The 22,066-nt window shown below is 67.2% G+C and carries 16 protein-coding genes and 1 pseudogene; 9 read left to right on the top strand and 8 right to left on the bottom strand.

Annotation, left to right across the window (positions count from 1 at the left end):
• Positions 1 to 23 precede the first annotated feature (23 nt).
• Positions 24 to 2,132, bottom strand: coding sequence for a DNA topoisomerase IV subunit B (locus tag BIU82_RS05585; protein WP_070348492.1), 2,109 nt, complete (start codon positions 2,130 to 2,132; stop codon positions 24 to 26).
• Between the two features lie 220 nt (positions 2,133 to 2,352).
• Between BIU82_RS05585 and BIU82_RS05580 the strand changes: the two genes are divergently transcribed.
• The gene (locus tag BIU82_RS05580; RefSeq protein WP_070348491.1) at positions 2,353 to 2,574 is read left to right on the top strand and encodes a hypothetical protein; all 222 of its coding nucleotides are present in this window, start codon (positions 2,353 to 2,355) and stop codon (positions 2,572 to 2,574) included.
• A 209-nt stretch (positions 2,575 to 2,783) separates the two neighbouring features.
• Here BIU82_RS05580 and BIU82_RS05575 read toward each other — a convergent pair whose 3' ends face one another.
• From BIU82_RS05575 to BIU82_RS05560, 4 genes are all read right to left on the bottom strand, one after another.
• Entirely contained in the window at positions 2,784 to 4,061 is a 1,278-nt protein-coding gene (locus BIU82_RS05575) for an RNA polymerase sigma factor (RefSeq protein ID WP_070348490.1), read from the bottom strand.
• A gap of 252 nt (positions 4,062 to 4,313) precedes the next feature.
• On the bottom strand, positions 4,314 to 5,603 hold the full coding sequence (locus BIU82_RS05570; protein ID WP_070348489.1) for a DUF4192 domain-containing protein: 1,290 nt from the start codon (positions 5,601 to 5,603) through the stop codon (positions 4,314 to 4,316).
• Between the two features lie 126 nt (positions 5,604 to 5,729).
• The gene (locus BIU82_RS05565; RefSeq protein WP_070348488.1) at positions 5,730 to 7,088 is read right to left on the bottom strand and encodes an MFS transporter; all 1,359 of its coding nucleotides are present in this window, start codon (positions 7,086 to 7,088) and stop codon (positions 5,730 to 5,732) included.
• A 47-nt stretch (positions 7,089 to 7,135) separates the two neighbouring features.
• Complete coding sequence (locus BIU82_RS05560; RefSeq protein WP_070348487.1) at positions 7,136 to 8,074, bottom strand: PAC2 family protein; 939 nt, start codon at positions 8,072 to 8,074, stop codon at positions 7,136 to 7,138.
• 255 nt (positions 8,075 to 8,329) lie between these two features.
• Between BIU82_RS05560 and BIU82_RS05555 the strand changes: the two genes are divergently transcribed.
• The 4 genes from BIU82_RS05555 (at position 8,330) to BIU82_RS05540 (ending at position 13,791) form a co-directional block, all read left to right on the top strand.
• Positions 8,330 to 9,844 (top strand): leucyl aminopeptidase, encoded by a 1,515-nt coding sequence (locus BIU82_RS05555; protein WP_070348486.1) that lies wholly within the window; start codon positions 8,330 to 8,332, stop codon positions 9,842 to 9,844.
• Between the two features lie 241 nt (positions 9,845 to 10,085).
• A complete protein-coding gene (lpdA, locus tag BIU82_RS05550) occupies positions 10,086 to 11,468 on the top strand; it encodes a dihydrolipoyl dehydrogenase (RefSeq protein WP_070348485.1) in 1,383 nt (460 codons plus the stop codon).
• Positions 11,469 to 11,571: 103 nt separating this feature from the next.
• A complete protein-coding gene (gene sucB, locus BIU82_RS05545) occupies positions 11,572 to 13,338 on the top strand; it encodes a 2-oxoglutarate dehydrogenase, E2 component, dihydrolipoamide succinyltransferase (protein WP_070348484.1) in 1,767 nt (588 codons plus the stop codon).
• A 102-nt stretch (positions 13,339 to 13,440) separates the two neighbouring features.
• The gene (locus BIU82_RS05540) at positions 13,441 to 13,791 is read left to right on the top strand and encodes a hypothetical protein (RefSeq protein WP_070348483.1); all 351 of its coding nucleotides are present in this window, start codon (positions 13,441 to 13,443) and stop codon (positions 13,789 to 13,791) included.
• Positions 13,792 to 13,855: 64 nt separating this feature from the next.
• Here the strand turns inward: BIU82_RS05540 and BIU82_RS05535 are convergent, their stop codons facing one another.
• Positions 13,856 to 14,224 (bottom strand): VOC family protein, encoded by a 369-nt coding sequence (locus BIU82_RS05535; RefSeq protein ID WP_070348482.1) that lies wholly within the window; start codon positions 14,222 to 14,224, stop codon positions 13,856 to 13,858.
• 141 nt (positions 14,225 to 14,365) lie between these two features.
• Here BIU82_RS05535 and BIU82_RS05530 point away from each other — a divergent pair, with 141 nt between their 5' ends.
• On the top strand, positions 14,366 to 14,794 hold the full coding sequence (locus tag BIU82_RS05530; RefSeq protein WP_070348481.1) for an OsmC family peroxiredoxin: 429 nt from the start codon (positions 14,366 to 14,368) through the stop codon (positions 14,792 to 14,794).
• Positions 14,795 to 14,884: 90 nt separating this feature from the next.
• On the opposite strand, the gene BIU82_RS05525 is transcribed toward BIU82_RS05530, so the two are convergent.
• Positions 14,885 to 18,409, bottom strand: a complete 3,525-nt coding sequence (locus BIU82_RS05525) for a S41 family peptidase (RefSeq protein ID WP_070348480.1) — start codon at positions 18,407 to 18,409, stop codon at positions 14,885 to 14,887.
• Between the two features lie 84 nt (positions 18,410 to 18,493).
• On the opposite strand from BIU82_RS05525, the gene BIU82_RS05520 reads away from it, so the two are divergent.
• Positions 18,494 to 19,387, top strand: coding sequence for a TIGR01777 family oxidoreductase (locus tag BIU82_RS05520; RefSeq protein WP_070348479.1), 894 nt, complete (start codon positions 18,494 to 18,496; stop codon positions 19,385 to 19,387).
• 6 nt (positions 19,388 to 19,393) lie between these two features.
• Here BIU82_RS05520 and BIU82_RS05515 read toward each other — a convergent pair whose 3' ends face one another.
• The gene (locus BIU82_RS05515; RefSeq protein WP_070348478.1) at positions 19,394 to 21,016 is read right to left on the bottom strand and encodes a protein kinase; all 1,623 of its coding nucleotides are present in this window, start codon (positions 21,014 to 21,016) and stop codon (positions 19,394 to 19,396) included.
• A 128-nt stretch (positions 21,017 to 21,144) separates the two neighbouring features.
• On the opposite strand from BIU82_RS05515, the gene lipB reads away from it, so the two are divergent.
• Positions 21,145 to 21,813 (top strand): lipoyl(octanoyl) transferase LipB, encoded by a 669-nt coding sequence (lipB, locus tag BIU82_RS05510; RefSeq protein ID WP_070348477.1) that lies wholly within the window; start codon positions 21,145 to 21,147, stop codon positions 21,811 to 21,813.
• A pseudogene (locus tag BIU82_RS05505) lies at positions 21,810 to 22,066 on the top strand (lipoyl synthase); the annotation flags it as partial. The gene lipB and the pseudogene BIU82_RS05505, both read left to right, overlap by 4 nt.

Genomic DNA, 22,066 nt, shown 5'->3' with positions numbered 1-22,066 from the left:
GGCCGCCGGGAGCACCCGGCGGCTCAGGCGTCGATGCGTTCGCGGTCCAGGCGGGCGGCGCCGTCGATGATGAATTCCTTGCGCGGGGCTACATCCGAACCCATCAACAGGTCGAAGACGTGCTCGGCCTGCTCCAGGTGCTCGATTCCCACCTTGCGGAGCGTGCGGTGCCGCGGGTCCATGGTGGTTTCGGCCAGCTGCTGCGCGTCCATTTCGCCCAGGCCCTTGTACCGCTGGATCGGTTCCTTGTAGCGCTTGCCCTCCTTGGCGAGCTTCGCCAGCAGTGCGTGCAGTTCGGCTTCGGAGTAGGTGTAGATCATCTCGTTGGCCTTCTGGCCGGGGTTGATGACCTCCACGCGGTGCAGCGGCGGCACGGCGGCGAAGACGCGGCCGGCTTCGACCATGGGCCGCATGTACCGGAAGAACAGGGTCAGCAGCAGGGTGCGGATGTGCGCGCCGTCGACGTCGGCATCGGTCATCAGGATCACCTTGCCGTAGCGGGCCGCTTCCAGGTCGAAGCTGCGGCCGGAGCCGGCGCCGACCACCTGGATGAGTGCGGCGCATTCGGCGTTGGAGAGCATGTCCCCCACGGAGGCCTTCTGCACGTTCAGGATCTTGCCGCGGATGGGCAGCAGCGCCTGGAAATCGGAGGAGCGCGCCAGCTTGGCGGTACCAAGGGCTGAGTCGCCTTCCACGATGAACAGTTCGGAACGTTCGACGTCGTCCGTGCGGCAGTCTGCGAGCTTGGTGGGCATCGAGGAGGTTTCCAGGGCGTTCTTCCGCCGCTGCGTTTCCTTGTGTACGCGCGCGGAGATGCGCGACTTCATCTCGCTGACGATCTTTTCCAGCAGCAGCATGGACTGGGCTTTGTCGTTGCGGTTGCTGGAGTTCAACCGGGCGCCGATCTCCTGCTCCACCACCTTGGCCACGATCGCCCGCACGGCCGAGGTACCCAGGATTTCCTTCGTCTGGCCCTCGAACTGCGGCTCCGCCAGCCGCACCGTCAGTACGGCCGTGAGGCCGGCCATGACGTCGTCCTTTTCGATCTTGTCGTTGCCGGCCTTGAGCTTCCGGGCGTTCGTTTCCACGGCCTTGCGGAATGTCTTCAGGAGGGCCTGTTCGAAGCCGGCCTGGTGGGTGCCTCCCTTGGGGGTGGAAATGATGTTCACGAAGCTGCGCACCGTGGTGTCGTAGCCGATGCCCCAGCGCAGGGCGATGTCCACCTCGCAGTCTCGTTCGACGTCGGCGATGGTGCTGTGGCCGTTCTCGTCCAGGACCGGAACGGTTTCCTTGAACTTCCCCGCTCCGTGCAGGCGCCAGATGTCCGTGACGGGCGTGTCCGCGGCCAGGAAGTCCACGAACTCAGAGATGCCGCCGTCGTGGTGGAAGACTTCCTCGTGCGGGCCTTCCTCGCCGGGAGTGCCGGCCAGGCGGCGCTCGTCGCGCACGGTCAGCTTCAGGCCGGGGACGAGGAAGGAGGTCTGCCGTGCGCGGGCGGCGAGTTCCTCGTAGGAGAACTTCGCGTCCGGGGTGAAGATCTGGCGGTCCGCCCAATAGCGGATGCGCGTTCCGGTGACTCCACGCTTTGCCTTGCCGACGACGTCGAGCACCGAGTTTTCGATGAACGGTTCGAAAGGTGCGGTGGGGCTCAGCTTGGAGCCGGTGTCCTTGAAGCGGCCGGGCTCGCCGCGGCGGAAGGACATCTGGTAGGTCTTGCTGCCGCGGTCCACCTGGACGTCGAGGCGGCTGGACAAGGCATTGACCACGGAGGCGCCCACGCCGTGCAGGCCGCCGGACGCCGTGTAGGAGCCGCCGCCGAACTTGCCGCCGGCGTGCAGCTTGGTGAACACGACCTCGACGCCGGTGAGCCCTGTCTTCGGCTCCACGTCCACCGGGATGCCGCGGCCGTCGTCGTGGATTTCCACGGAGTTGTCCGCGTGCAGGATGATCTTGATGTCGTGGCCGAAGCCGGCGAGGGCTTCATCGACCGAGTTGTCGATGATTTCCCAGAGGCAGTGCATGAGGCCGCGGGAGTCCGTTGAGCCGATGTACATGCCCGGGCGCTTGCGGACCGCTTCGAGTCCTTCCAGGACCGAGAGATGCCGGGCGTTGTATTCAGAGCTCGGGGCCACGGGCGGAGCGCTCCTTCGGGGATATGACAGGGGAAAACTGGCTCTTCCTAGGCTATCCGCACACGCGCCCGCAGTCCGTTTTGCCACACCCGGGAGCCCCGGCCTCACCGGTGGTGTTACGCACATGTGATACGCGCACAGCGAACGTGACCCTTCCTTGCCGGGTTTTGGCCGTTCTTGCTGCTTATATGGATCTACAGAACTATCAAGGAGGCCGACCATGACAACAGCTGTTGCAGACCGCACACTCACTGCTGCTGACCGGTGCGATCGTTGCGGAGCCCAGGCGTACGTCCGCGTTGTACTCGAGACCTCCGGCGGCGAGCTGCTCTTCTGCGGGCACCACGCCCGTGCAGTGGAAGCCACTCTCCGTCCCCAGACCTCTGAATGGCACGACGAAACGTCCCGGCTGCACGAGAAGGCAGCCGTTCCGGCCGAGTAGGCCGCGGGACACCCAAGCCACGGATACACCGCTCGAAAAGGCGGGCGTGGCTCCTCCTTCGCGGAGGGGCCACGCCCGCTTTTTCGTTGCTGTTTCCTTGCCTTGCCGGACTCGATGACAGAGGCGCGGACTTAAACGACGCCGCCCGGCCGGTGCCGTAGCATCCGCCGGGCGGCGTGGTGGTCCGGGAGTCCCGGTCCACGGAGATCCTAGTCCAGGTAGTCGCGCAGCACCTGCGAACGCGAGGGGTGGCGCAGCTTGGACATGGTCTTGGATTCGATCTGGCGGATGCGTTCGCGGGTCACGCCGTAGACCTTGCCGATTTCGTCTAAAGTCTTCGGCTGGCCATCGGTCAGGCCGAAGCGCATGGCCACAACGCCGGCTTCGCGCTCGGACAGGGTGTCCAGGACGGAGTGCAGCTGTTCCTGCAGCAGGGTGAAGCTCACTGCGTCTGCCGGAACCACGGCTTCGGAGTCTTCGATGAGGTCACCGAACTCGGAATCGCCGTCTTCGCCGAGCGGGGTGTGCAGCGAGATGGGTTCGCGGCCGTACTTCTGGACTTCGACGACCTTTTCCGGGGTCATGTCCAGTTCCAGGGCGAGTTCTTCCGGCGTAGGTTCGCGGCCGAGGTCCTGGAGCATCTGGCGCTGGACACGTGCCAGCTTGTTGATGACTTCCACCATGTGCACCGGGATACGGATGGTGCGTGCCTGGTCGGCCATGGCACGGGTGATCGCCTGGCGGATCCACCAGGTGGCGTAGGTGGAGAACTTGAAGCCCTTGGTGTAGTCGAACTTCTCCACGGCGCGGATCAGGCCCAGGTTTCCTTCCTGGATGAGGTCCAGGAAGAGCATGCCGCGGCCGGTGTAGCGCTTGGCCAGGGAGACCACGAGGCGGAGGTTGGCCTCGAGCAGGTGGTTCTTGGCCCGCTTGCCGTCGTGGATGATGAACTCGAGCTCGCGCTTGAGCTTGGGGTCCATCGAACCGTCATCGGCGTTGATCTTCTCTTCGGCGAACAGGCCGGCCTCGATGCGGAGCGCGAGGTCCACTTCCTGCTCGGCGTTCAGCAGCGCGACCTTGCCGATCTGCTTCAGGTAGTCCTTGACGGGGTCCGCAGTGGCGCCGGCGGACATGACCTGCTGGACCGGTGCGTCGTCGTCATCGGCGTCGGAGTAGACGAAGCCGGAGCCGGTGCCGGCAGGCTTCTTTTCGTCCTCTTCCGCTTCTTCGCCGAGTTCTGCTTCGTCCGGAGCGGCGGCGTCGAAGTCCTCTTCCGGCTCTTCCTCGGTCTCTTCGGATTCATCGGTGGCCTTGGCGGCTGCCTTGGCACCGGGCTTGGGCCCACGCTTCTTGGGGGCCGGCTTCTCTGCGTCTGAAGCCTTGCCTGCACGTGTTGCCGCACGCTTGGCAGCCGCGGCCGCCTTCTTTTCTTCGGCGGTCAGCTCGGCCTGGGCGGCGGGTTCCTTCTCGGCGGGAGACGGGGTCACAGAAAACCTTTCTAGCGGCGGTCTGTGGAATCACCATGGGGGCAACACCACTATGACCCTGTCAAGTCCGCGATCAACATCAAGTGCGATCAGCGCCTGCAGAGTCACTAGGTAAAACTGCTGGCGCCACCGAAATGTTCCCGGTACGGGGACTGCGACGGGCACTTGAAACACGGACCCAACCGGGTCTCGGCCTACATTGTCTCACGCTTTTCGCCGACAAGGGCGAATTGCCCGGACTATGGCGGGTATTCAGGCAGCGGCCCCGCCAAAACGCCGCCATGCCGCGTCCCTGTTCTTCACCCAGCCATTGAGCGTTCCGCGATGCACCAGCTCCGTCAGCAGCGCCGCCAGGCGGTACCCCGGTTGCTCCGCATCGGCTTGGCTGAGCAGGGCGTCCGCCATGGATCCGCTCCCCCGGCACCAGTGGATCCAGCCGCGGATCGTGAGGGCAGCCGCCCTGGCCTCGCCGCCGCCCCGGGCTGCGAGGTCCTCCAGCAGGGCGTCGAGCGCGTTGAGGCGCGTCCAGTCAGGCACCGCTGGATGCAGTCCGAGCAGGACGTCGCCGTATTTGAGCACCGAAGCTTGGAGCACCGAGGCGGCGCTACGGCGCGGCTTGGCCGGCATGCGGTCCTGCCTGTCCCCGGCATTTCCGTCGCCAAGCAGGGCTTCCAGTTCTGCCGGTAATGGCAATTGCTTTCCCTGCCCCTTTCGGAAAAAGCCAAAGGCTTCCGCCCCCGCGCAGGCCGTTTCCTTCCCGGCCGCCGCGCCGACGGCCACGGCATCGCGCCAGGCCGGAATGCAGAGGCTTGCCCTGAGCCAGCCCGCGGCCTGCTTTCCCACGGCAGCCCCGCTCCCGGCGTCCACCGCTCGCTTGCGGCCTGTCGCACCGGGCCGGTCCAGGACAGCGAACCAGGCGTCGAGCATGCGGTCCAGCGCAGCCTTGTCCCGCCAATGGCCGTCCAAGCTGTCCTTCGCAGTCTCTTCCTCCTCCTGCAAGCCGGGCTCGGACATGCCGGCGAACCGTCCGGCGTCGCCGGGTGGCACGGCGTCGGCAACGCTGCTTCCGCGGAAGACCATTTCGGCGTTGAGCCGGCTGTCGCGGATCCGCTCGACAGGGTGTCCGGGCCAAGGGCAGCAGGCAGGATCGTCGCAGAAAGCGCCGCGCCAGTGTTCCGGTCCCACCAGCCAGGCGTCGCGCAGCTCCAGGCCGTCGGCCTCGAACGCGCCTTCAAGGTGGGCGAGCAGCGGCGCGTACCGCTCAGCGACGCTCCCGTCCTCCCAGCCCGCCGCCGCGTAGACGGCCAGCAGGACGCCGTCGGCGGTTTCGTCTGTGGTGAGGTAATCAGAGACACGCTCCGCGTAGGCCGCCAACCGTCGCGGCGCGAGGTCCACGGGAAGATCCACGCGCAGCGTGGCGCCCAGGGCCTTACCCTGCATGGTCATGGCCACGAGGCTCTCCTCGGGGCGAATGCCGAGGACGTGCGGAATGTAGCCGAGGATGTCTTCGGGACGGGAAACTGTCATGCGTTCGTTGGTCATGGTCCCAGCATCGGCAGTCCGTCGCCCGGCGGGCAGGCGCGGATGCGCGTATGTGGACAGCCACGGAAAGACCACGCTGGGGAGGAGAAGTGCCGCCACGTCCGGGGCGCGTCTCCCCCAGCCAGATCAGCCGACGGTGGTGTCCTGCGTGCCTTCGGATTCGCGGCCGCGCCTGCGCCGTTCCCGGAAACGCTCCGCCAGGACGGCCGGCAGGGGCCGCACGTGGACGCCCTGCGCCGCCATCTGCCGCCGCACCTTCCGGCGGACCAGCACGATCAGCACACCGCCCAGCAGCAGGAAGACGAACTGGACGCTGAGCGCGAGCCTGAAGGACGCCAGGCCGTAAAGCTCGCCTCCTGAGAACCCGGAAGCATGGAGGACGTCCAGGACGAGACCCACCAGGTAGATCGTGAGCAACGCAGCCACGAACCCGCCCACGTTCACGATGCCCGTGGCCGTTCCGATCCGGTGCGACGGGTTGAAGGTCCGGGCGAAGTCGAAACCGATCATCGAGCTTGGACCGCCCACCGCGAGCACCGCGGCAAGCAGCGCCAGCAGCCACAGGGGCGCCCTGCCCGGCCAGGCCAGCACAGCCGCCCAGGTCACGGCGGTCGCAGCGGAAATAAGGAGCACCATGGCAGAGCGCCGCATCGGGTGCTTGGCCACGAAGCTGCCGAAGAACGGCCCGGCCACCATGCCGACGGCCACGTAAAGGCCCATGATTCCGGAGGCCGCGGCAGGCTCAATGCCTTGGGCGGAGACCAGGAACGGGTAGCCCCAGGACATGGCAAAGACCGTGCCGCAAAACTGCACGGTGAAGTGGCTCCAGAGTCCCAGCCGGGTGCCGGGCTGCCGCCAGGCATGCGCAAGGCTGACGCCCGTGGCGCGCAGGCCCTGGCCGCCTTCGCGCGGCGGGTGGCCGGGCGGGGCGTCCCTCAGCATCGCGAGCACCAGTACGACGGCGAGCGCGGACAAGGAGGCCAGCATCAGGTAGGCCGGGGTCCAGCCGGCGGAATGCAGCACGAGCGCGAACGGAACCACGCTGATGACCTGCCCCAACTGCCCCGTCATGCCGGTCAGCTGGGTCACCAGAGGTGCGCGCAGGGGCGCGAACCACAGCGGAATCAGGCGGATCACGGAGATGAAGGTCATGGCGTCCCCCGCACCGACGAGGACACGGCCGAAGACTCCGGCCCCGATTGAATCGGCGAAGGCCAGTTCGAGCTGCCCCAGGCCCATCAGCACGGCGCCGCCGGCGATCATCACCCGCGAACCGAAACGGTCCACCAGGATGCCCACCGGAATCTGCAGCGCCGCGTAGACCAGCAACTGCAGGACCGTGAAGAAGGAAACGGCCGCGGCCCCGGCGTGGAAGCGCTCAGTGGCCTCGAGGCCGGACACCCCGAAGGAGGTCCGCTGCGCAACAGCCACCAGATAAGCGAGCACCCCGATCGACCAGATGATCCAGGCTCGGGGTGCGTTCACCGTTCAATTATCACCGAAACACGGCAGTAAAGCAGATTTAAGACGCCTTAGGGGCGGGCGTCCTTGCGGGCAAGGTACGCCTCCACGGCGGCTCCGAGCTCATCGGCGTCGGGCAGTTCGTCGTTCTCGCCGGCGAGCAAGGAGCGGCGCACCAGCCCTTCGGCCTTGTCGTCATAACGGGTCTCCAGGTTGGCCACGACCTGCTTGACCTCGTCGGAAGCTTCAACCTGTTCGGCGATCTGCCGGCCTACCTCGCGCCCTGCCTCGCGCAGCCGGTCGGTGGGAAGCATGAGCGAGGTGGCCGCCCCGAGGTATTCGAGGCCCGCGACGGCGGCCGGCGGGTATTCGGCGTCGGCCAGGTAGTGCGGGACGTGGATGACGTAGCCGGCCACATTGTGCCCGGCCTCGTTGAGCCGGTACTCCAGGACATGCCCGACGGCGGCCGGAACGTCGACTGTGGGCTTCCAGGTGGAAATGCCTTCCACGAGTTCGGGGCGGTTGCCATGCACGGTGACACCGATGGGCCGTGTGTGCGGCACGGGCATGGGGATGGAGTGGATCCAGGTGACCAGCTTGACCTGCAGTGCCTCCACGATGCCGATGACGGCGCGGGCGAAACGCTCCCATTGCAGGTCCGGCTCGAAGCCGGCCAGCAGCAGGAAGGGCTGCCCGAGCCCGTCGTGCAGGCGGTAGAGCGCCAGGCGGGGTGCCTCGTAATCGGCCAGGTGGTCTTCGACGAAGCTGATCCGCGGGCGGCGGCTTCGGTAATCGATCAGCTGGTCGGCGTCGAACACTGCGACGGTCTCGGCGTCGAGCGCCTCCAGCAGCTCGGCATTCACCTGCTGCACCACATGCCCCGCATCGGCAAAGCCGGTGAACCCCACCAGCATGTTCAGGCCCTTGAGTTCGGGGCTGTGGAAGAGCCCGATGTTGCCGGCGTAGAGGGATTCAGGGTCAAGGAGTGAGCCGGAGATACCTTCAAACACGGCAGGTTCCTTTCGATCTATACAACTTCTCCCGGTACAACGTCCGCCACCGGCAGCGCATTCCTGCGGCGCATGTGCCGCAGATCTCTTTTGTTTGCTGTCCGGCGCGCCGGAACGGCTACGATCGACACGTGCCGCCGCGGCGGCTCCAGGCCGCAGAGGACCCGTCCACCAGACGGTCCGCAGGCGACCGGAACCGGGCGCCTGACATGCAGCCCGGCCAAGCCATGCAAAGAGAGATGAGGACAAATCCTCGTGGTGAAGACTACAGACATCACCCTCGGCATCATCGCCAAGGACCTGAAGAAGTCCCCCAGTGAAGCACTCGTAATCGGTGTCGCACAGGGGGCCGACGGCCCCGTGCTGCTCGACAACCCCTTGAGCGCCAAGGCCGCCGAAGCCCTTGCCGACTCCTTGGGCGTCCTCGGTATCACCGGCGCCGCAGACCAGGTCCACCGTCTGCCCGGTCTTCCGGAAACCGGCTCCCCCGTCCTGGTGCTCGCCGGCACGGGCAAGCCTGCCGCCGATGGCCGCACCACCGGCGAGGCCCTGCGCCGCGCCGCCGGTTCGGCCGTCCGCCAGCTCGCCGGACTTGCCAGCGTGACGCTCGCGTTCCCGACGGCGGACGTTGCCGATGTCGCCGCCGTCGCCGAAGGTGCCGCGCTGGGTTCGTATTCCTACACGGAGCACCGCTCCAGCCGGAACGGCCTGAAGGACCCCGTCGCCAAGGTCCTGGTCCACACCGCCGTGGATGCCAAGGAAGCCCAGCCGGCCCTGGACCGCGCCGCGGTCCTCGGCCGCGCCGTCAACGCCACCCGCACCCTGGTCAACCAGCCGCCCAGCCACCTGTACCCGGAGTCGTTCGCCGATGCCGCTAAGGAACTTGCGAAGGGCCGGCCCGTGAAGGTGACGGTCTGGGACGAGAAGCGCCTCGAGAAGGAAGGCTTCGGCGGCATCCTCGGCGTCGGCAAGGGCTCCACCCGCCAGCCGCGCCTGGTCAAGGTCGAATACTCCCCCACCAAGGCGACGAAGAAGATCGCGCTCGTCGGCAAAGGCATCACCTTCGACACCGGCGGAATCTCCATCAAGCCGGCCCTCGGCATGGGAGACATGAAGAGCGACATGGCCGGCGCCGCCGTCGTCCTTAATACTGTGCTCGCGATCGCTGACCTCGGCCTGCCGGTCAAGGCGACCGCCTGGCTCTGCATCGCGGAGAACATGCCCTCCGGCGCCGCGCAGCGTCCCGCCGATGTCCTGACCGTCTACGGCGGCAGGACCGTCGAGGTGCTGAACACCGACGCCGAAGGGCGCCTGGTCATGGCGGACGGCCTCGTGGCCGCGAGCCTGGAAAACCCGGATGCGATCATCGACGTCGCCACGCTCACCGGTGCCCAGCTGATCGCCCTCGGCAACCGGACTGCCGGCATCATGGGATCCGACGACGTCACCGCCGCCCTGAAGTCGGCCGCCGACCGCGCCGGCGAACTTGTCTGGCCCATGCCCATCCCGGAAGAACTGCGCGCCAGCCTGGACTCCCAGGTGGCTGACATCGCCAACATCGGCGAACGCCACGGCGGCATGATGACGGCAGCGGCCTTCCTTCGCGAATTCGTCGGCAAGGACGCGCAGGGCGCGCAGATCCCCTGGGCGCACATCGACATCGCCGGCCCGTCCTTCAACAACGGAGGCCCTTACGGCTACACCCCCAAGCAGGGCACCGGCTGCACGGTGCGCACCCTCGTCGCCTACGCCGAGGACCTGCTTTCCTGAGCGGGAGCCTGACCCCGTGGGGCCGGTCCATGACCGGCCCCACGGCCGGACGTGAGTCTGGCCACAAGCACCACCCAAAACGGCTTCGGAGGGTGGAGCATGAATAGGTGGTTCGCTAAGGTGAACCACGGTAGTCACAAATGCAAGAGAACTTTTCGTGCTGGCATAATCGCGGCAGAACTTGTTCCAAGACCAGATGGCGCGTGATCTCGTGCCATCGTTCACGCGAGGGAGCGTCATAGTGGCCGATCAGGCAACTGCGCAAGAATTCGACATCCTGGTACTCGGTGGCGGCAGCGGCGGCTACGCCACGGCCCTGCGTGCCGTACAGCTTGGCTTCACCGTCGGCCTCGTTGAGAAGGCCAAGCTCGGCGGCACCTGCCTCCACAACGGCTGTATCCCCACCAAGGCCCTCCTGCACTCCGCGGAACTGGCCGACCACGCCCGCGACGCCGCCAAGTACGGCGTGAACGTCACCCTGGACAGCATCGACATCGACGCCGTCAACGCGTACAAGGACGGCATCATCGCCGGCAAGTACAAGGGTCTCCAGGGCCTCATCAAGGCCAAGGGCATCACCGTCATCGAAGGTGAAGGCAAGCTCCAGGGCACCGACACCGTCGTGGTCAACGGCACCGCCTACAAGGGCAAGAACATCGTCCTCGCCACCGGTTCCTACTCGCGCTCCCTCCCGGGCCTGGAAATCGGCGGCCGCGTCATCACCTCGGACCAGGCCCTCGAGCTGAACTACATCCCGAAGAGCGCCATCGTGCTCGGCGGCGGCGTCATCGGCGTCGAGTTCGCTTCCGTCTGGAAGTCCTTCGGTGTTGACGTCACGATCGTCGAAGGCCTGCCCTCCCTCGTTCCGAACGAGGACGCCGCCATCGTCAAGACCCTCGAGCGCGCCTTCAAGAAGCGCGGCATCAAGTTCAGCACCGGCGTCTTCTTCCAGGGCGTTGAGCAGGACGAGAACGGCGTCAAGGTCACCCTCGTCGACGGCCAGACCTTCGAAGCCGAGCTGCTCCTCGTCGCCGTCGGCCGCGGCCCGGTCACCGCGAACCTCGGCTACGAAGAAGCCGGCATCACCATCGACCGCGGCTTCGTCATCACCAACGAGCGCCTGCACACCGGCGTCGGCAACATCTACGCCGTCGGCGACATCGTCCCCGGTGTCCAGCTCGCGCACCGCGGCTACCAGCAGGGCATCTTCGTCGCCGAAGAGATCGCCGGCCTGAACCCGGTGATCGTCGAAGACATCAACATCCCCAAGGTCACCTTCTGCGAGCCGGAAATCGCCACCGTCGGCTACACCGAAAAGGGCGCCAAGGAGAAGTTCGGCGACGACCAGGTCCAGACCCAGGAATACAACCTGGCCGGCAACGGCAAGAGCTCCATCCTGGGCACCGGCGGCCTCGTGAAGGTTGTCCGCCAGAAGGACGGCCCCGTGGTCGGCGTGCACATGATCGGCTCCCGCATGGGCGAGCAGATCGGCGAAGCCCAGCTGATCGTCAACTGGGAGGCCTACCCGGAGGACGTCGCCCAGTTCATCCACGCGCACCCCACCCAGAACGAAACCCTGGGCGAAGCGCACCTCGCCCTGGCCGGCAAGCCGCTCCACGGCTAGCAGCCACCCAGACAGCCGCCCTGCGCCGGCACGAACTGCCGGCGCAGGGCATCACAGGCAACACCCATCCGCACAAAAAACCAATAAGGAGAACGGGGACGACATGTCTGAATCCGTTAACTTGCCCGCCCTCGGTGAAAGCGTCACCGAAGGCACCGTCACCCGCTGGCTCAAGCAGGTTGGTGACCGCGTGGAAGTCGACGAGCCCTTGCTCGAGGTCTCCACTGACAAGGTAGACACCGAAATCCCTTCTCCGATCGCAGGCATCATCGAGGAAATCCTCGTCGCTGAGGACGAGACCGCCGAGGTTGGCGCTCCCCTGGTCCGTATCGGCAACGGCGCCGCTCCGGCCGCCGAAGCACCCGCAGCTGAAGCCCCGGCTGCCGCACCCGCCGCCGAAGAGGCTCCCGCTCCGGCCGCGGAAGAAGCCCCCGCAGCTCCTGCCGCCGAGGAAGCACCGGCCGCTCCTGCCGCCGCTGCCCCGGCTGCCGCCGAAGGCCACGACGTCACTCTCCCGGCACTGGGCGAAAGCGTTACCGAAGGCACCGTCACCCGCTGGCTCAAGGCCGTCGGCGACAGCGTCGAGGTGGACGAGCCGCTGCTCGAAGTCTCCACCGACAAGGTCGACACCGAAATCCCGTCCCCTGTCGCAGGCACCCTGCTTGAGATCCGGGTCAACGAGGACGACACCGCAGAGGTCGGCTCCGTCCTCGCCGTCATCGGTTCGGGCTCCCCTGCCGCGGCAGCCCCGGCTGAGGCTCCGGCCGCCCCGGCACCCGCCGCTGAGGCAGCTCCGGCCCCGGCCGCTGCGCCCGCTCCGGCTGCAGCACCGGCACCCGCCGCTGCCCCCGCCCCTGCAGCAGCACCGGCTCCCGCCGCTCCGGCTGCCGCTCCCGCTCCGGCCGCAGCGCCGTCGTCGTCGGAGTCTTCCTCCTACGTGACCCCGCTGGTGCGCAAGCTCGCCAACCAGAACGGCGTGGACATCACCACGGTCACCGGCACCGGCGTCGGTGGACGCATCCGCAAGCAGGACGTCCTGGCCGCAGCGGAAGCCAAGAAGGCAGCCGCCCCGGCTCCTGCAGCAGCTCCCGCAGCTCCCGCCGCCGCAACTCCTGCTGCAGCAGCCCCCGCCGTCGTGGCGTCCTCGCTCCGCGGCACCACCGAGAAGGCTCCGCGCATCCGCCAGGTCATCGCCCGCCGCATGCGTGAGTCCCTGGACGTCTCCACCCAGCTGACCCAGGTCCACGAAATCGACATGACGCGCATCGTCAAGCTGCGCGCTTCGGCCAAGAACAACTTCAAGGCCGTCAACGGTGTCAACCTGACCTACCTGCCGTTCATCGCCAAGGCAGTCGCCGAGGCACTGAAGGCCCACCCGAAGCTGAACGCCGAGTACAACGAAGAGACCCAGCAGATCACCTACCACAACGCCGAGCACCTGGCGTTCGCGGTCGACACCGACAAGGGCCTCCTGGTTCCCGTCGTGTCGAACGCCGGTGACCTGAACCTCGCCGGACTGGCAGGCAAGATCGCCGACGTCGCCAACCGCACCCGCTCCGGCAAGATCGGCCCGGACGAGCTCTCCGGCGGCACTTTCTCGATCACCAACATCGGTTCTGTCGGCGCCCTGTTCGACACCCCGATCATCAACCAGCCGCAGGTCGCCATCCTCGGCACCGGTGCCATCGTCAAGCGTCCGATGGTCGTCACCGACGCCGACGGCAACGACTCGATCGCCATCCGCCACATGATGTACCTGTGCCTGACCTACGATCACCGCCTGGTTGACGGTGCCGACGCCGGCCGCTTCCTGCAGACCGTCAAGGCCCGCCTCGAAGGCGGCGCCTTCGAGGGCGACCTCGGTCTCTAAGCCAAGCGAAACACGACGGCGGCCCGTCCCCACTGAGGGGGCGGGCCGCCGTCGTTCTACAATCAGTAGAATTCCCTGACAAAGTGTCGCTAAGCTGTAGCCATGAGTATTCTCTACAGCATTCTGGTCTTCTTGCACATCGTCGGCGCGGCCATGATTGTGGGCTACTGGATCGCCACCATGAAGGAACCGACCGTCCACCCGCGCCAGCGCGACGGCGCGTTCCTCCAGCTGCTCACCGGCATCGCCATGATGGGCCTCATTCCGGCCCTCGACATGGACGCCAACTACTTCAAGCTCGGCATCAAGTTCGCCATCGGCCTGGCCGTGGCCGTCCTGGCCGTCATCGGCTCCCGCAAGGTCAAGAAGGGCGAACCGGTCTCCACCGGGCTGGCCCACGGCGTCGGCGGCCTGGCACTGATCAACATCGCCATTGCCACCATCTGGAACTAGGACGCTTCAGACCCGCAACGGCATCTCCGAAGGCCACCCTGCCCGGCAGGGTGGCCTTCGGCGCTTAATCCGCGGCGATGCAGAATTCGTTCCCTTCCGGATCCTGCATGACGTCCCAGTGGAAGTCGCCGATGTCGTGGCCTTCGACGAAAACGGCGCCCAGGGATTCGGCGCGACGGCGGAGCCCCGCCGGGTCCGGATGGTGCAGGTCAAGATGCAGCCGCCGCCCTCCTGATGGTTCCGGCACCTGCTGGAAGGCCACCTGGGGCGCTCCGGGGCCCGGTGCCTCAAGCCAGATGAACTGCCCATGCCGCGAAGCGACGGGCAGTTCCAGCACTGCGCTCCAAAAAGCGGCCAGACTTTCGGCATCACTGGCATTGACCATGATCGAAGCGATCCGCGGCCGGATAATACGTTCCTCGGTGTTCTCCATGCAGCAAAGTCTAGGGACCCGGGGTCATATTCCACCCGCAGCGGACAGTCCGTGCGGGGCGGGCCGGGAATCCATAGGATTGACCGTGGTGGCCGCCGGTATTTGCCGGCAGCCGAATCGCGACGACGCTGAGGAGTGGACATGGCAACTACACGCACCGCACACACCATTTGGAACGGCAGCCTGATTGAGGGCGCCGGCAACACCACCCTGGACAGCTCCGGCCTGGGCACCTTCGATGTCACCTGGAAGGCACGCTCCGAGTCCGCCGAAGGCAAGACCAGCCCGGAAGAGCTCATCGCGGCAGCGCACTCCGCCTGCTTCTCCATGGCATTCAGCCACGCGGCAGCCGGCGCCGGCCACACCCCGGAAGAGGTCAACACCAAGGCTGACGTCACGTTCCAGCCGGGCGAAGGCATCACGGGCATCCACCTGACCCTGGTCGCCAAGATCGCCGGCATCTCCGAGGAGGAGTTCCGCGGCCTGGCCGAGGACGCCAAGGTCAACTGCCCGGTGTCGGCCGCCCTCAAGGCCACGCCGATCACCCTGGATGCCACGCTCGCATCCTAGTGATTGCGGCGCGCACCCGCGCGCGGCGCGCACCCGCGCATCAATGAATGAGGCCCTGGCCCTCCTTCCGGAGGGCCAGGGCCTCACGCGTTAAGGCCGCGGCGGCAGGGGCGCCGGGCGGAGGTTGCGGTACCCCTCGCGCAGCGGCGGCCGGTCCGTCGGGAGCTCCTCGACCATTTCCTTGAGGGCGCCGATGCCGTACTCCAGCTGCGGGTCTGTGCCGGCGGCATAGGCGTGAGGCGGGAAGAGTACCTCGATGTCCGGCTCAACACCATGGTTTTCGACGCCCCACGCGACTCCCTCGCCAAACCAGGTGGCGTAGCGCGGCTGCGTGACGCCGGTACCGTCAGCCAGGGTGAAGCGGTTGTCGATGCCGACGACGCCGCCCCACGTCCGGGTGCCGATCACCGGGCCGATCCCCCGCAGCTTGGAGACCTGGGTGATGATGTCGCCGTCGGAACCCGCGAACTCGTCCGCGAGGATCACCACCGGTCCGCGCGGGGCGTGGTGCGGGTAGGTCCGAGGCCGCTCGCCGCGCGGCATGCTCCAGCCGGTGACCTTGCGGCCGATCAGCTCTGCCACGAGCTGGGAGGTGTGCCCTCCGCGGTTGCGCCGGACGTCCACGATCAGGCCGTCCAGCGCGGTCTCAGTGTCCAGGTCACGGTGCAGCTGGGCCCAGCCGTTGGCCATCATGTCCGGAACGTGCAGGTATCCGAAGGCGCCGTTGGACGCTTCGCGGACCGTACGGCGGTTGCCGTGCACCCACTCCTGGTAGCGGAGCCGTTCCTCGTGCTTGAGCGGAACGACGGCGATCCGTCTCTGCCGCCCGGCGGCGGGACCGTGGCCGGGACCGTTGCGCAGGGTCAGCTCCACGGCGCGCCCGGCGGCGCCGAGCAGCTGCTTCGCGGGAGTGACTTCGGCGGAGAGCGCGACGCCGTCGATCGCCAACAGGACGTCACCTTCCTTCGCGTCCGCTCCGGGACGTTTGAGCGGCGGGTTCGCGAGCGGGTCCGACGAGTCGCCGGAGAGAATCCTGGTGATCTCCCAGCCGCCGTCGCGGAATTCGAGGTCGGCGCCGAGCCGGCCCTGTCCGTTGCTTCCAGGCTCGCTGACCGCCATCGGGCGCACGTAGGCGTGCGAGGTGCCCAGTTCGCCGTGCAGTTCCCACAGCAGGTCCACGAGGTCGTCGTGGGAGCCGAGCCGCTCCACGAGCGGACGGTACCTGCGGTATACGCCGTCCCAGTCCTGGCCGGCCATGTCCTCGGTCCAGAAGAAGTCCCGCTGCAGCCGCCAGGCCTCGTCGAAGGCCTGGCCCCACACGGCCAACGGGTCCAGCTGGACGCGGATCCGCTGCAGGTCCACCTTGACCAACTCGCCGGATTCCTCATCTGCCTTGGCAGTAGCCGGCGCGGCGCTGAGCTGCTTTTCGTGGACGAAGACAATCTTCTTGCCGTCAGCGGACAGCCGGTAACGCGTCAAGGCCTGCACCAGCGTGGTCTGCTTGCGCTTGGCCAGCTCATAGCGCACCAAGGACGGTGCGGGCGCCTTGTCCTGCAGGCTGCCGCGGCCGTCGCCGGTGACGCCGGCCAGCGGAGTATCGAGCCACAGCAGCGCGCCGTCCTGCGCGGACAGGCACGAGTAGTTGCCCTGCGGAACCGGAACGCCGATCACCCTGAACGGCAGGCCGTCAACGTCGACCCGCACCTCGGGGACGTCCGTTCCGGAAGGAGCCTCCTCCGCATTTTCGCCGTCGCCCGCCGGAGCATCCTCCGGCGAATCGACATCAGTAAGTTCGACGGCGGGTCCGAACGGCGACGGCGTGTCCGCGGCAAGTGCCAGCAGGTACGGCTTGATGGGGCTCGGGAAAGAGAGGTCGAAGGCGTGTCCGTCATAGACGGGATCGAAGCTGCGGTTCGACAGGAACGCCAGGAACCTGCCGTCCGGGGTGAACACGGGTGATTCGTCCCGGAAGCGGCCGTCGGTGATCTCCACGATTGCGCCGTCGCCGTCGGCCTCGGCCATCCGCAGCTTGCTGCGTGAACCGAAGGACGTCACGGGTTCGGACCAGGCGAGCCACCGGGAGTCCGGCGACCAGGCCAGGTCTTCGATGGAACCCTCGCCGATCGTCACCAGGGAACGGAGGGAACCGTCGCGGGTGTCGGCCAGGAAGACGTCGCCGAAGGCAGTGCCCACGGCGAGCCAACGGCCATCAGGGCTGGCTTCCAGCGCACTCGGCCGGGCAGGGCGGGGGAAGTCGATCCGACGGACCGCCGGAGGCTCTTCGGCGGACGGCGCCCCTTCACCGATCGCGGCCTCCGGCGCGGTTGCGGCATCCGGCGCGGTTGCGGGGTTCGGTGCGGCGCCGTCGTCGTACGTGTCCGTATCGGAAGCGGCAGCAGCGGTTCCCGTCACAGCGGCCGCGGAGACCGGCCGGGGCAGCGCGGCCGTTTCCTCGGCCTCCGGGTCGAGCGGACGCGCTTCTTCGCCAACGGCGGCCCGTACGGCTTCCTGTCCGGGGAGCGGGGCGGCGATGTCCTTGAGGTAGATGGCCTCGACGCCGTCATGGTCCGCGACGTATGCGATCCTGCCGTCGCCCAGCGGACGCGGAAGCCGGGCCCGGACGCCCGGGGTCGCCTCGACAACACGGGAGGGGCCGTCCTTGTGGCGCAACCAGTGGATGGTGCCGTGGCTTTCCACCGCGCTGGCGGTGCCCGTGGTGTTCGGGAAAACTTCGCCGAGGTGGGATGCCACCTTCAGCGGGGCCGGGCGGCGCGCCGGAGACGCCGAGCCCAGGGTGATGTCCAGTTTGACGGCCGTCGCGTCGGTACCGAGGCCCGGGAGCAGCCACAGTTCGCCGGCGGATTCGAAGACCACCCGCGTGTCGTCCGTCGCAGCATGGCGCACATAGAAATCTTCGTGGTCTGTGTGCCGGCGCAGGCCGCTGCCATCAGGGAGCACCGAATACAGGTTGCCGTGGCCTTCATGGTCGGACAAGAACGCGATCCGGCCGTCGATCCACATGGGGTCTGTCAGGTTGCCGTCGATTTCCGCGGCCAACCGTTCGAATTCCCCGTTGCCGTCGCGGTCGATCCACAATTTCCCGGCCGTGCCGCCGCGGTACCGTTTCCACCAGGCCGGTTCCCTCGACAGCACGCTTGCCAGGACGACCGGACGCTCGTCCCCCACAACCGGACCGAACGCGGCAGATTCCACAGGGCCGAAAGGGAGCTCGACGGCGGGACCGCCGTCGAGCGGCAAAGCATAGGCGTGGGTGTGGCGGCTTTCGGCCTGCCGGTAGGAACTGGTGACCAGCACCTCGCCGGCGGGCGTGAACCCACGGACCCGGGTACTGCTGTGGCCGAAGTAGCTCAGCTGGCGGTACCCGCCGCCGTCGACGTCTGCGGCCACGACCTCCGGGGCGGTACCCACCACGGTGGTCCACACGAGTTGCTTGCCGTCCCGCGAGAAACGCGGGTTGCGGGCGGGCAACTGCTGGGCCGATACCCGCCAGGCACGGCCGCCGTCGAGCGGTGCGATCCAGACGTCGTCCTCGGCAACGAAGGTGACCAGATTGCCGTGCAGATGCGGGAAACGGAAGTAACTGGAGGAGGTCATTGTTCGATCATAGTCAAACGGTTGTTTCGCTTCGGGGAGGTGCCAACGGTGCCGGAAATCCGCGTGCCATGGTGTGATGAAGGCATGCGGATCGTCATGTCGGGGGCCTCGGGGTTTATTGGCAGCGCGCTGGCGGAGAGCCTTCGCGAAAGCGGGCACGAGGTGCTCCGCCTGGTCAGGCGGCCTGCCGCTGCCGGTGATGAACAGTTCTGGGATCCGGCAGCCGGGATCCTGGATCCGACTGTCCTGGACGGTGCGGACGCGGTGATCAACTTGTCCGGCGCCGGGATCGGCGCACGGCGCTGGAGCAAGGCGCGGCTGCGTGAGCTGGCTTCTTCACGGCTGCGGACAACGGAGACGCTGACTGCAGCCATGGCCCGGACTCCCGAACCGCCCGGCGTGTTCATCAGCCAGTCGGCCTCCGGGTACTACGGTTCCCGCGACGGCGTCCTCCGCGAAGACTCCGGTTCCGGCAGCGGATTCCTGGCCCGCTTGTGCGTCGAGTGGGAAGCCGCCGCACACACCGCGCCCGCCGGAGTCCGGGTTGTCACGCCCCGGACGGGAGTGGTCCTCAGCCCGGAAGGCGGCGCCCTGGGTCCATTGCTCCCCTTGCTGAAGCTGGGCCTCGGCGGCCCGTTCGGGAACGGACGCCAGTTCTGGCCGTGGATCACCCTGGCCGACGAGGTGTCGGCGTTCAGCTTCCTCCTGGAGGCCGGGATCGAAGGCCCCGTGAATCTATGTGCTCCCGAAAGCGCCGACGTGAATGCCTTGGTGGCTGCTCTGGCCCGTGCCTTCCACCGGCCGGCGTTCTTCCGGGTTCCTGCCCCCGCCCTGCGCCTGGCCCTCGGCAGGCTTGCCGACGAGCTGGTCCTGGCCAGCCAGCGCATGGAGCCGGCGCGGCTCCTCGACGCCGGCTTCCGCTGGAAGCATCCTGCGCTTTCGGGCGCCGCGGAATGGGTGGCTTCGGGGAGCAACTAGGAGGGGTCAGGTGCCTGCGGCCAGGATGTCCGCGATCCGCCAGGCACCCTCCACCCTCTGAAGGACCAACCGCAGTTGCTGAGGCGCAGCGGCGGGCCGCGGGCGGACGAGCACCCCGGAGGCGTTGCGCTCGTCAAAGCGGGACGTCCCGACGGCGGCGGTGACTGACGCTTCCCCGTCGCCTGTGGAGGCAATCAGGCGGATGTTGTTCAAGGTGGTGGTGAATCCTGCCAGGACCACGCCCGCCTTTTTCATCTGTGCAGCAATTCCGGCGTCCGCCGCCGCTGCTGCGGAACCTTTCACATTGACCGAGTCGAGCAGTTCCAGCTTCCCGGTGCGCAGCGCGGAGTCCCGCAGGGCGGACAACGCGACGAGGGCTTCCTCCGGATTATCGGAGCGCAGGCGGGCGCGCATGTCATCATCGAGGCCCTCGCCCGCGGCTGGTGGGCGGGAAGCGGACGGGGTCACGGGTTCCGGGGTTTCCAGCGCGGGCGCTGCGATCGGCGCACCGTCCTGGGCCGGCGCGGGCTGCGGCTCGTGGACGGCAGACCACCAGATTCCTGCCGACACTGGAAGGACAAGCGCCAGCGCGGCAATGCCCGCAGTCAGCGCCTTCCGCCGCCTGGCCGCCGTCGGCCGCCCTTCCCTTCCGCTGGCATGCCGCCGCTGGCGCTTGCCGGGCCTTCTGAAACGGACCCGATTTCCCTGCAGGACTCCTCGCGGCTGCGCAGGCTCCGGCAACGCCACGTGCGGACCGGCCGGAAGCTCAAGGGGTGCGGCTGCCGCGCTGCGGTAGACGGCTGCGCCGAAGGCCATTGCCGCCGGACGGGCGGCCGGATCTTCTTCCAACCCCGCCTCGATCACAGCCGCCAGGGCTGCCGGCACGTCGGGCACGAGCATCGTCAATGGCAATCGCGAAGAGGACCGTTCGGGCGGGGCCCCCGTGAGGCAGTACCAGGCAAGCGCCGCCAATGAATAGCAGTCGCGCTCCGGACGGACGATTCCGGGCGGCGAAGCGGCTGCGGGGTCGTCAAATAGGTTGGCGCTCCGAAGCTCCGCATCTTCCTGGCGTGCTCCTTCCTGACTTGTGCCTTCGCCTGCACCTTCCTCGCCGGCGGCACCACGGAGCATCCGGGCCATGCCGGCTCCCGCCAGCAGCGGCTTGCCCTGTGCGGTGAACAGGACCTCTCCGGGTGTGATGGCAGCGTGCACCACACCTTCCTGGTGCAGGAAGGCCACCGCGCGCGCGAGCGGCGTGATCACCGTGACCGTCTGGCCCACACTGAGCTTCCCGCGGGCGCTGAGCAATGCCTCGAGGGAACCGCCGGCCGCATAGTCCATCAGCAGCCCGGGCATGCCCTCGAACGCGCCTGTTAGGCGGACTGCTTCATGAACGCGCACCAGGTGCTCATGCTGCAGCCTGGAAAAGATCCTGACTTCGCGCTGCACCCCGGACATGGCCTGTTCGTCCCAGGCCCGGGGAGCGCCGGAACCGCCGCTGAAGCATTTGACGGCGAGCTGGCGGCGCTGGTCCTTGCTCACGGCAAGCCACACAGGACCGGAGGGACCACGTCCCAGCTCACGGACGGCTGCATAACCGGGGATCTGCGGGGAGGCGGAAGTATCCATGCGTCAAGGATGGCCCAAAACGGAGAAACGCCGCAGAAGTTATCCACAGGCCGCCAAATCCCCGCTCATGACTGAGAGCTTGGCCACAAAATCATGGCGGACCAGCCACGGGGTCTAAGCTTGAACGCATGACTCTTGAGTTTTCACAACTGGGTCTTGCCCCCGATTTCGTTGATTACATGCACGGCTGGGATGTACAACGCGAAATCCACAACAAGGTTGTTGCCGGCGAGGGACCTAATACCGTCTTGCTCCTGGAGCACGCTGCTGTCTACACGGCAGGCAAATTGACGGAAGACCACGAGCGCCCCTTCGACGGAACCCCTGTGGTACCCGTGGACCGCGGCGGCAAACTCACCTGGCACGGCCCGGGGCAGCTGATCGCCTACCCGATCATCAAGCTCAGGAACCGGTCCGGCATCCGCGACTATGTTGAGCGCCTCGAGGCGACCATGATCGCCGTCATGGCCGATTACGGCATCAAGGCCGAACGCATCAAGGGCCGCGCCGGCGTCTGGATCAAAGCCGACGACAAAGGCCCGGACCGCAAGATCGCCGCCATCGGCATCCGGGTCCTCGACGGCGTGACCATGCACGGCGTCGCCATCAACTGCAGTAATGACCTTGCCCCGTACGCGCAGATCATTGCCTGCGGCATCACAGACGCCGGGGTCACCACCATGTCCCTGGAGACGGGCCGCACCATCAACCCCGCGGACATCGTCGACCGCTTCGTGGAGGAATTCCGCAAGCACGAAGAAGCACTCGTCCTCAGCCCCGAAGGAGCTATCCAGTGACCCTGGCACCTGAAGGCCGTAAGTTGCTGCGTGTTGAGCAGCGCAACAAAGCGGTTCCGGTCGAACGCAAGCCCGAGTGGATCAAGGCCAAGGTCCAGATGGGGCCGGAGTTCGTCGGTTTGAAGAACCTGGTCAAAAAAGAAGGCCTGCACACCGTGTGCGAGGAAGCCGGCTGCCCGAACATCTTCGAGTGCTGGGAAGACAAGGAAGCGACCTTCCTGATCGGCGGCTCCGAATGCACCCGCCGCTGCGA

It is taken from the genome of Arthrobacter sp. SW1, from assembly GCF_001766675.1.
Taxonomy (GTDB): Bacteria; Actinomycetota; Actinomycetes; order Actinomycetales; family Micrococcaceae; genus Arthrobacter.
This window is presented reverse-complemented; position numbering and strand designations above follow the sequence as displayed.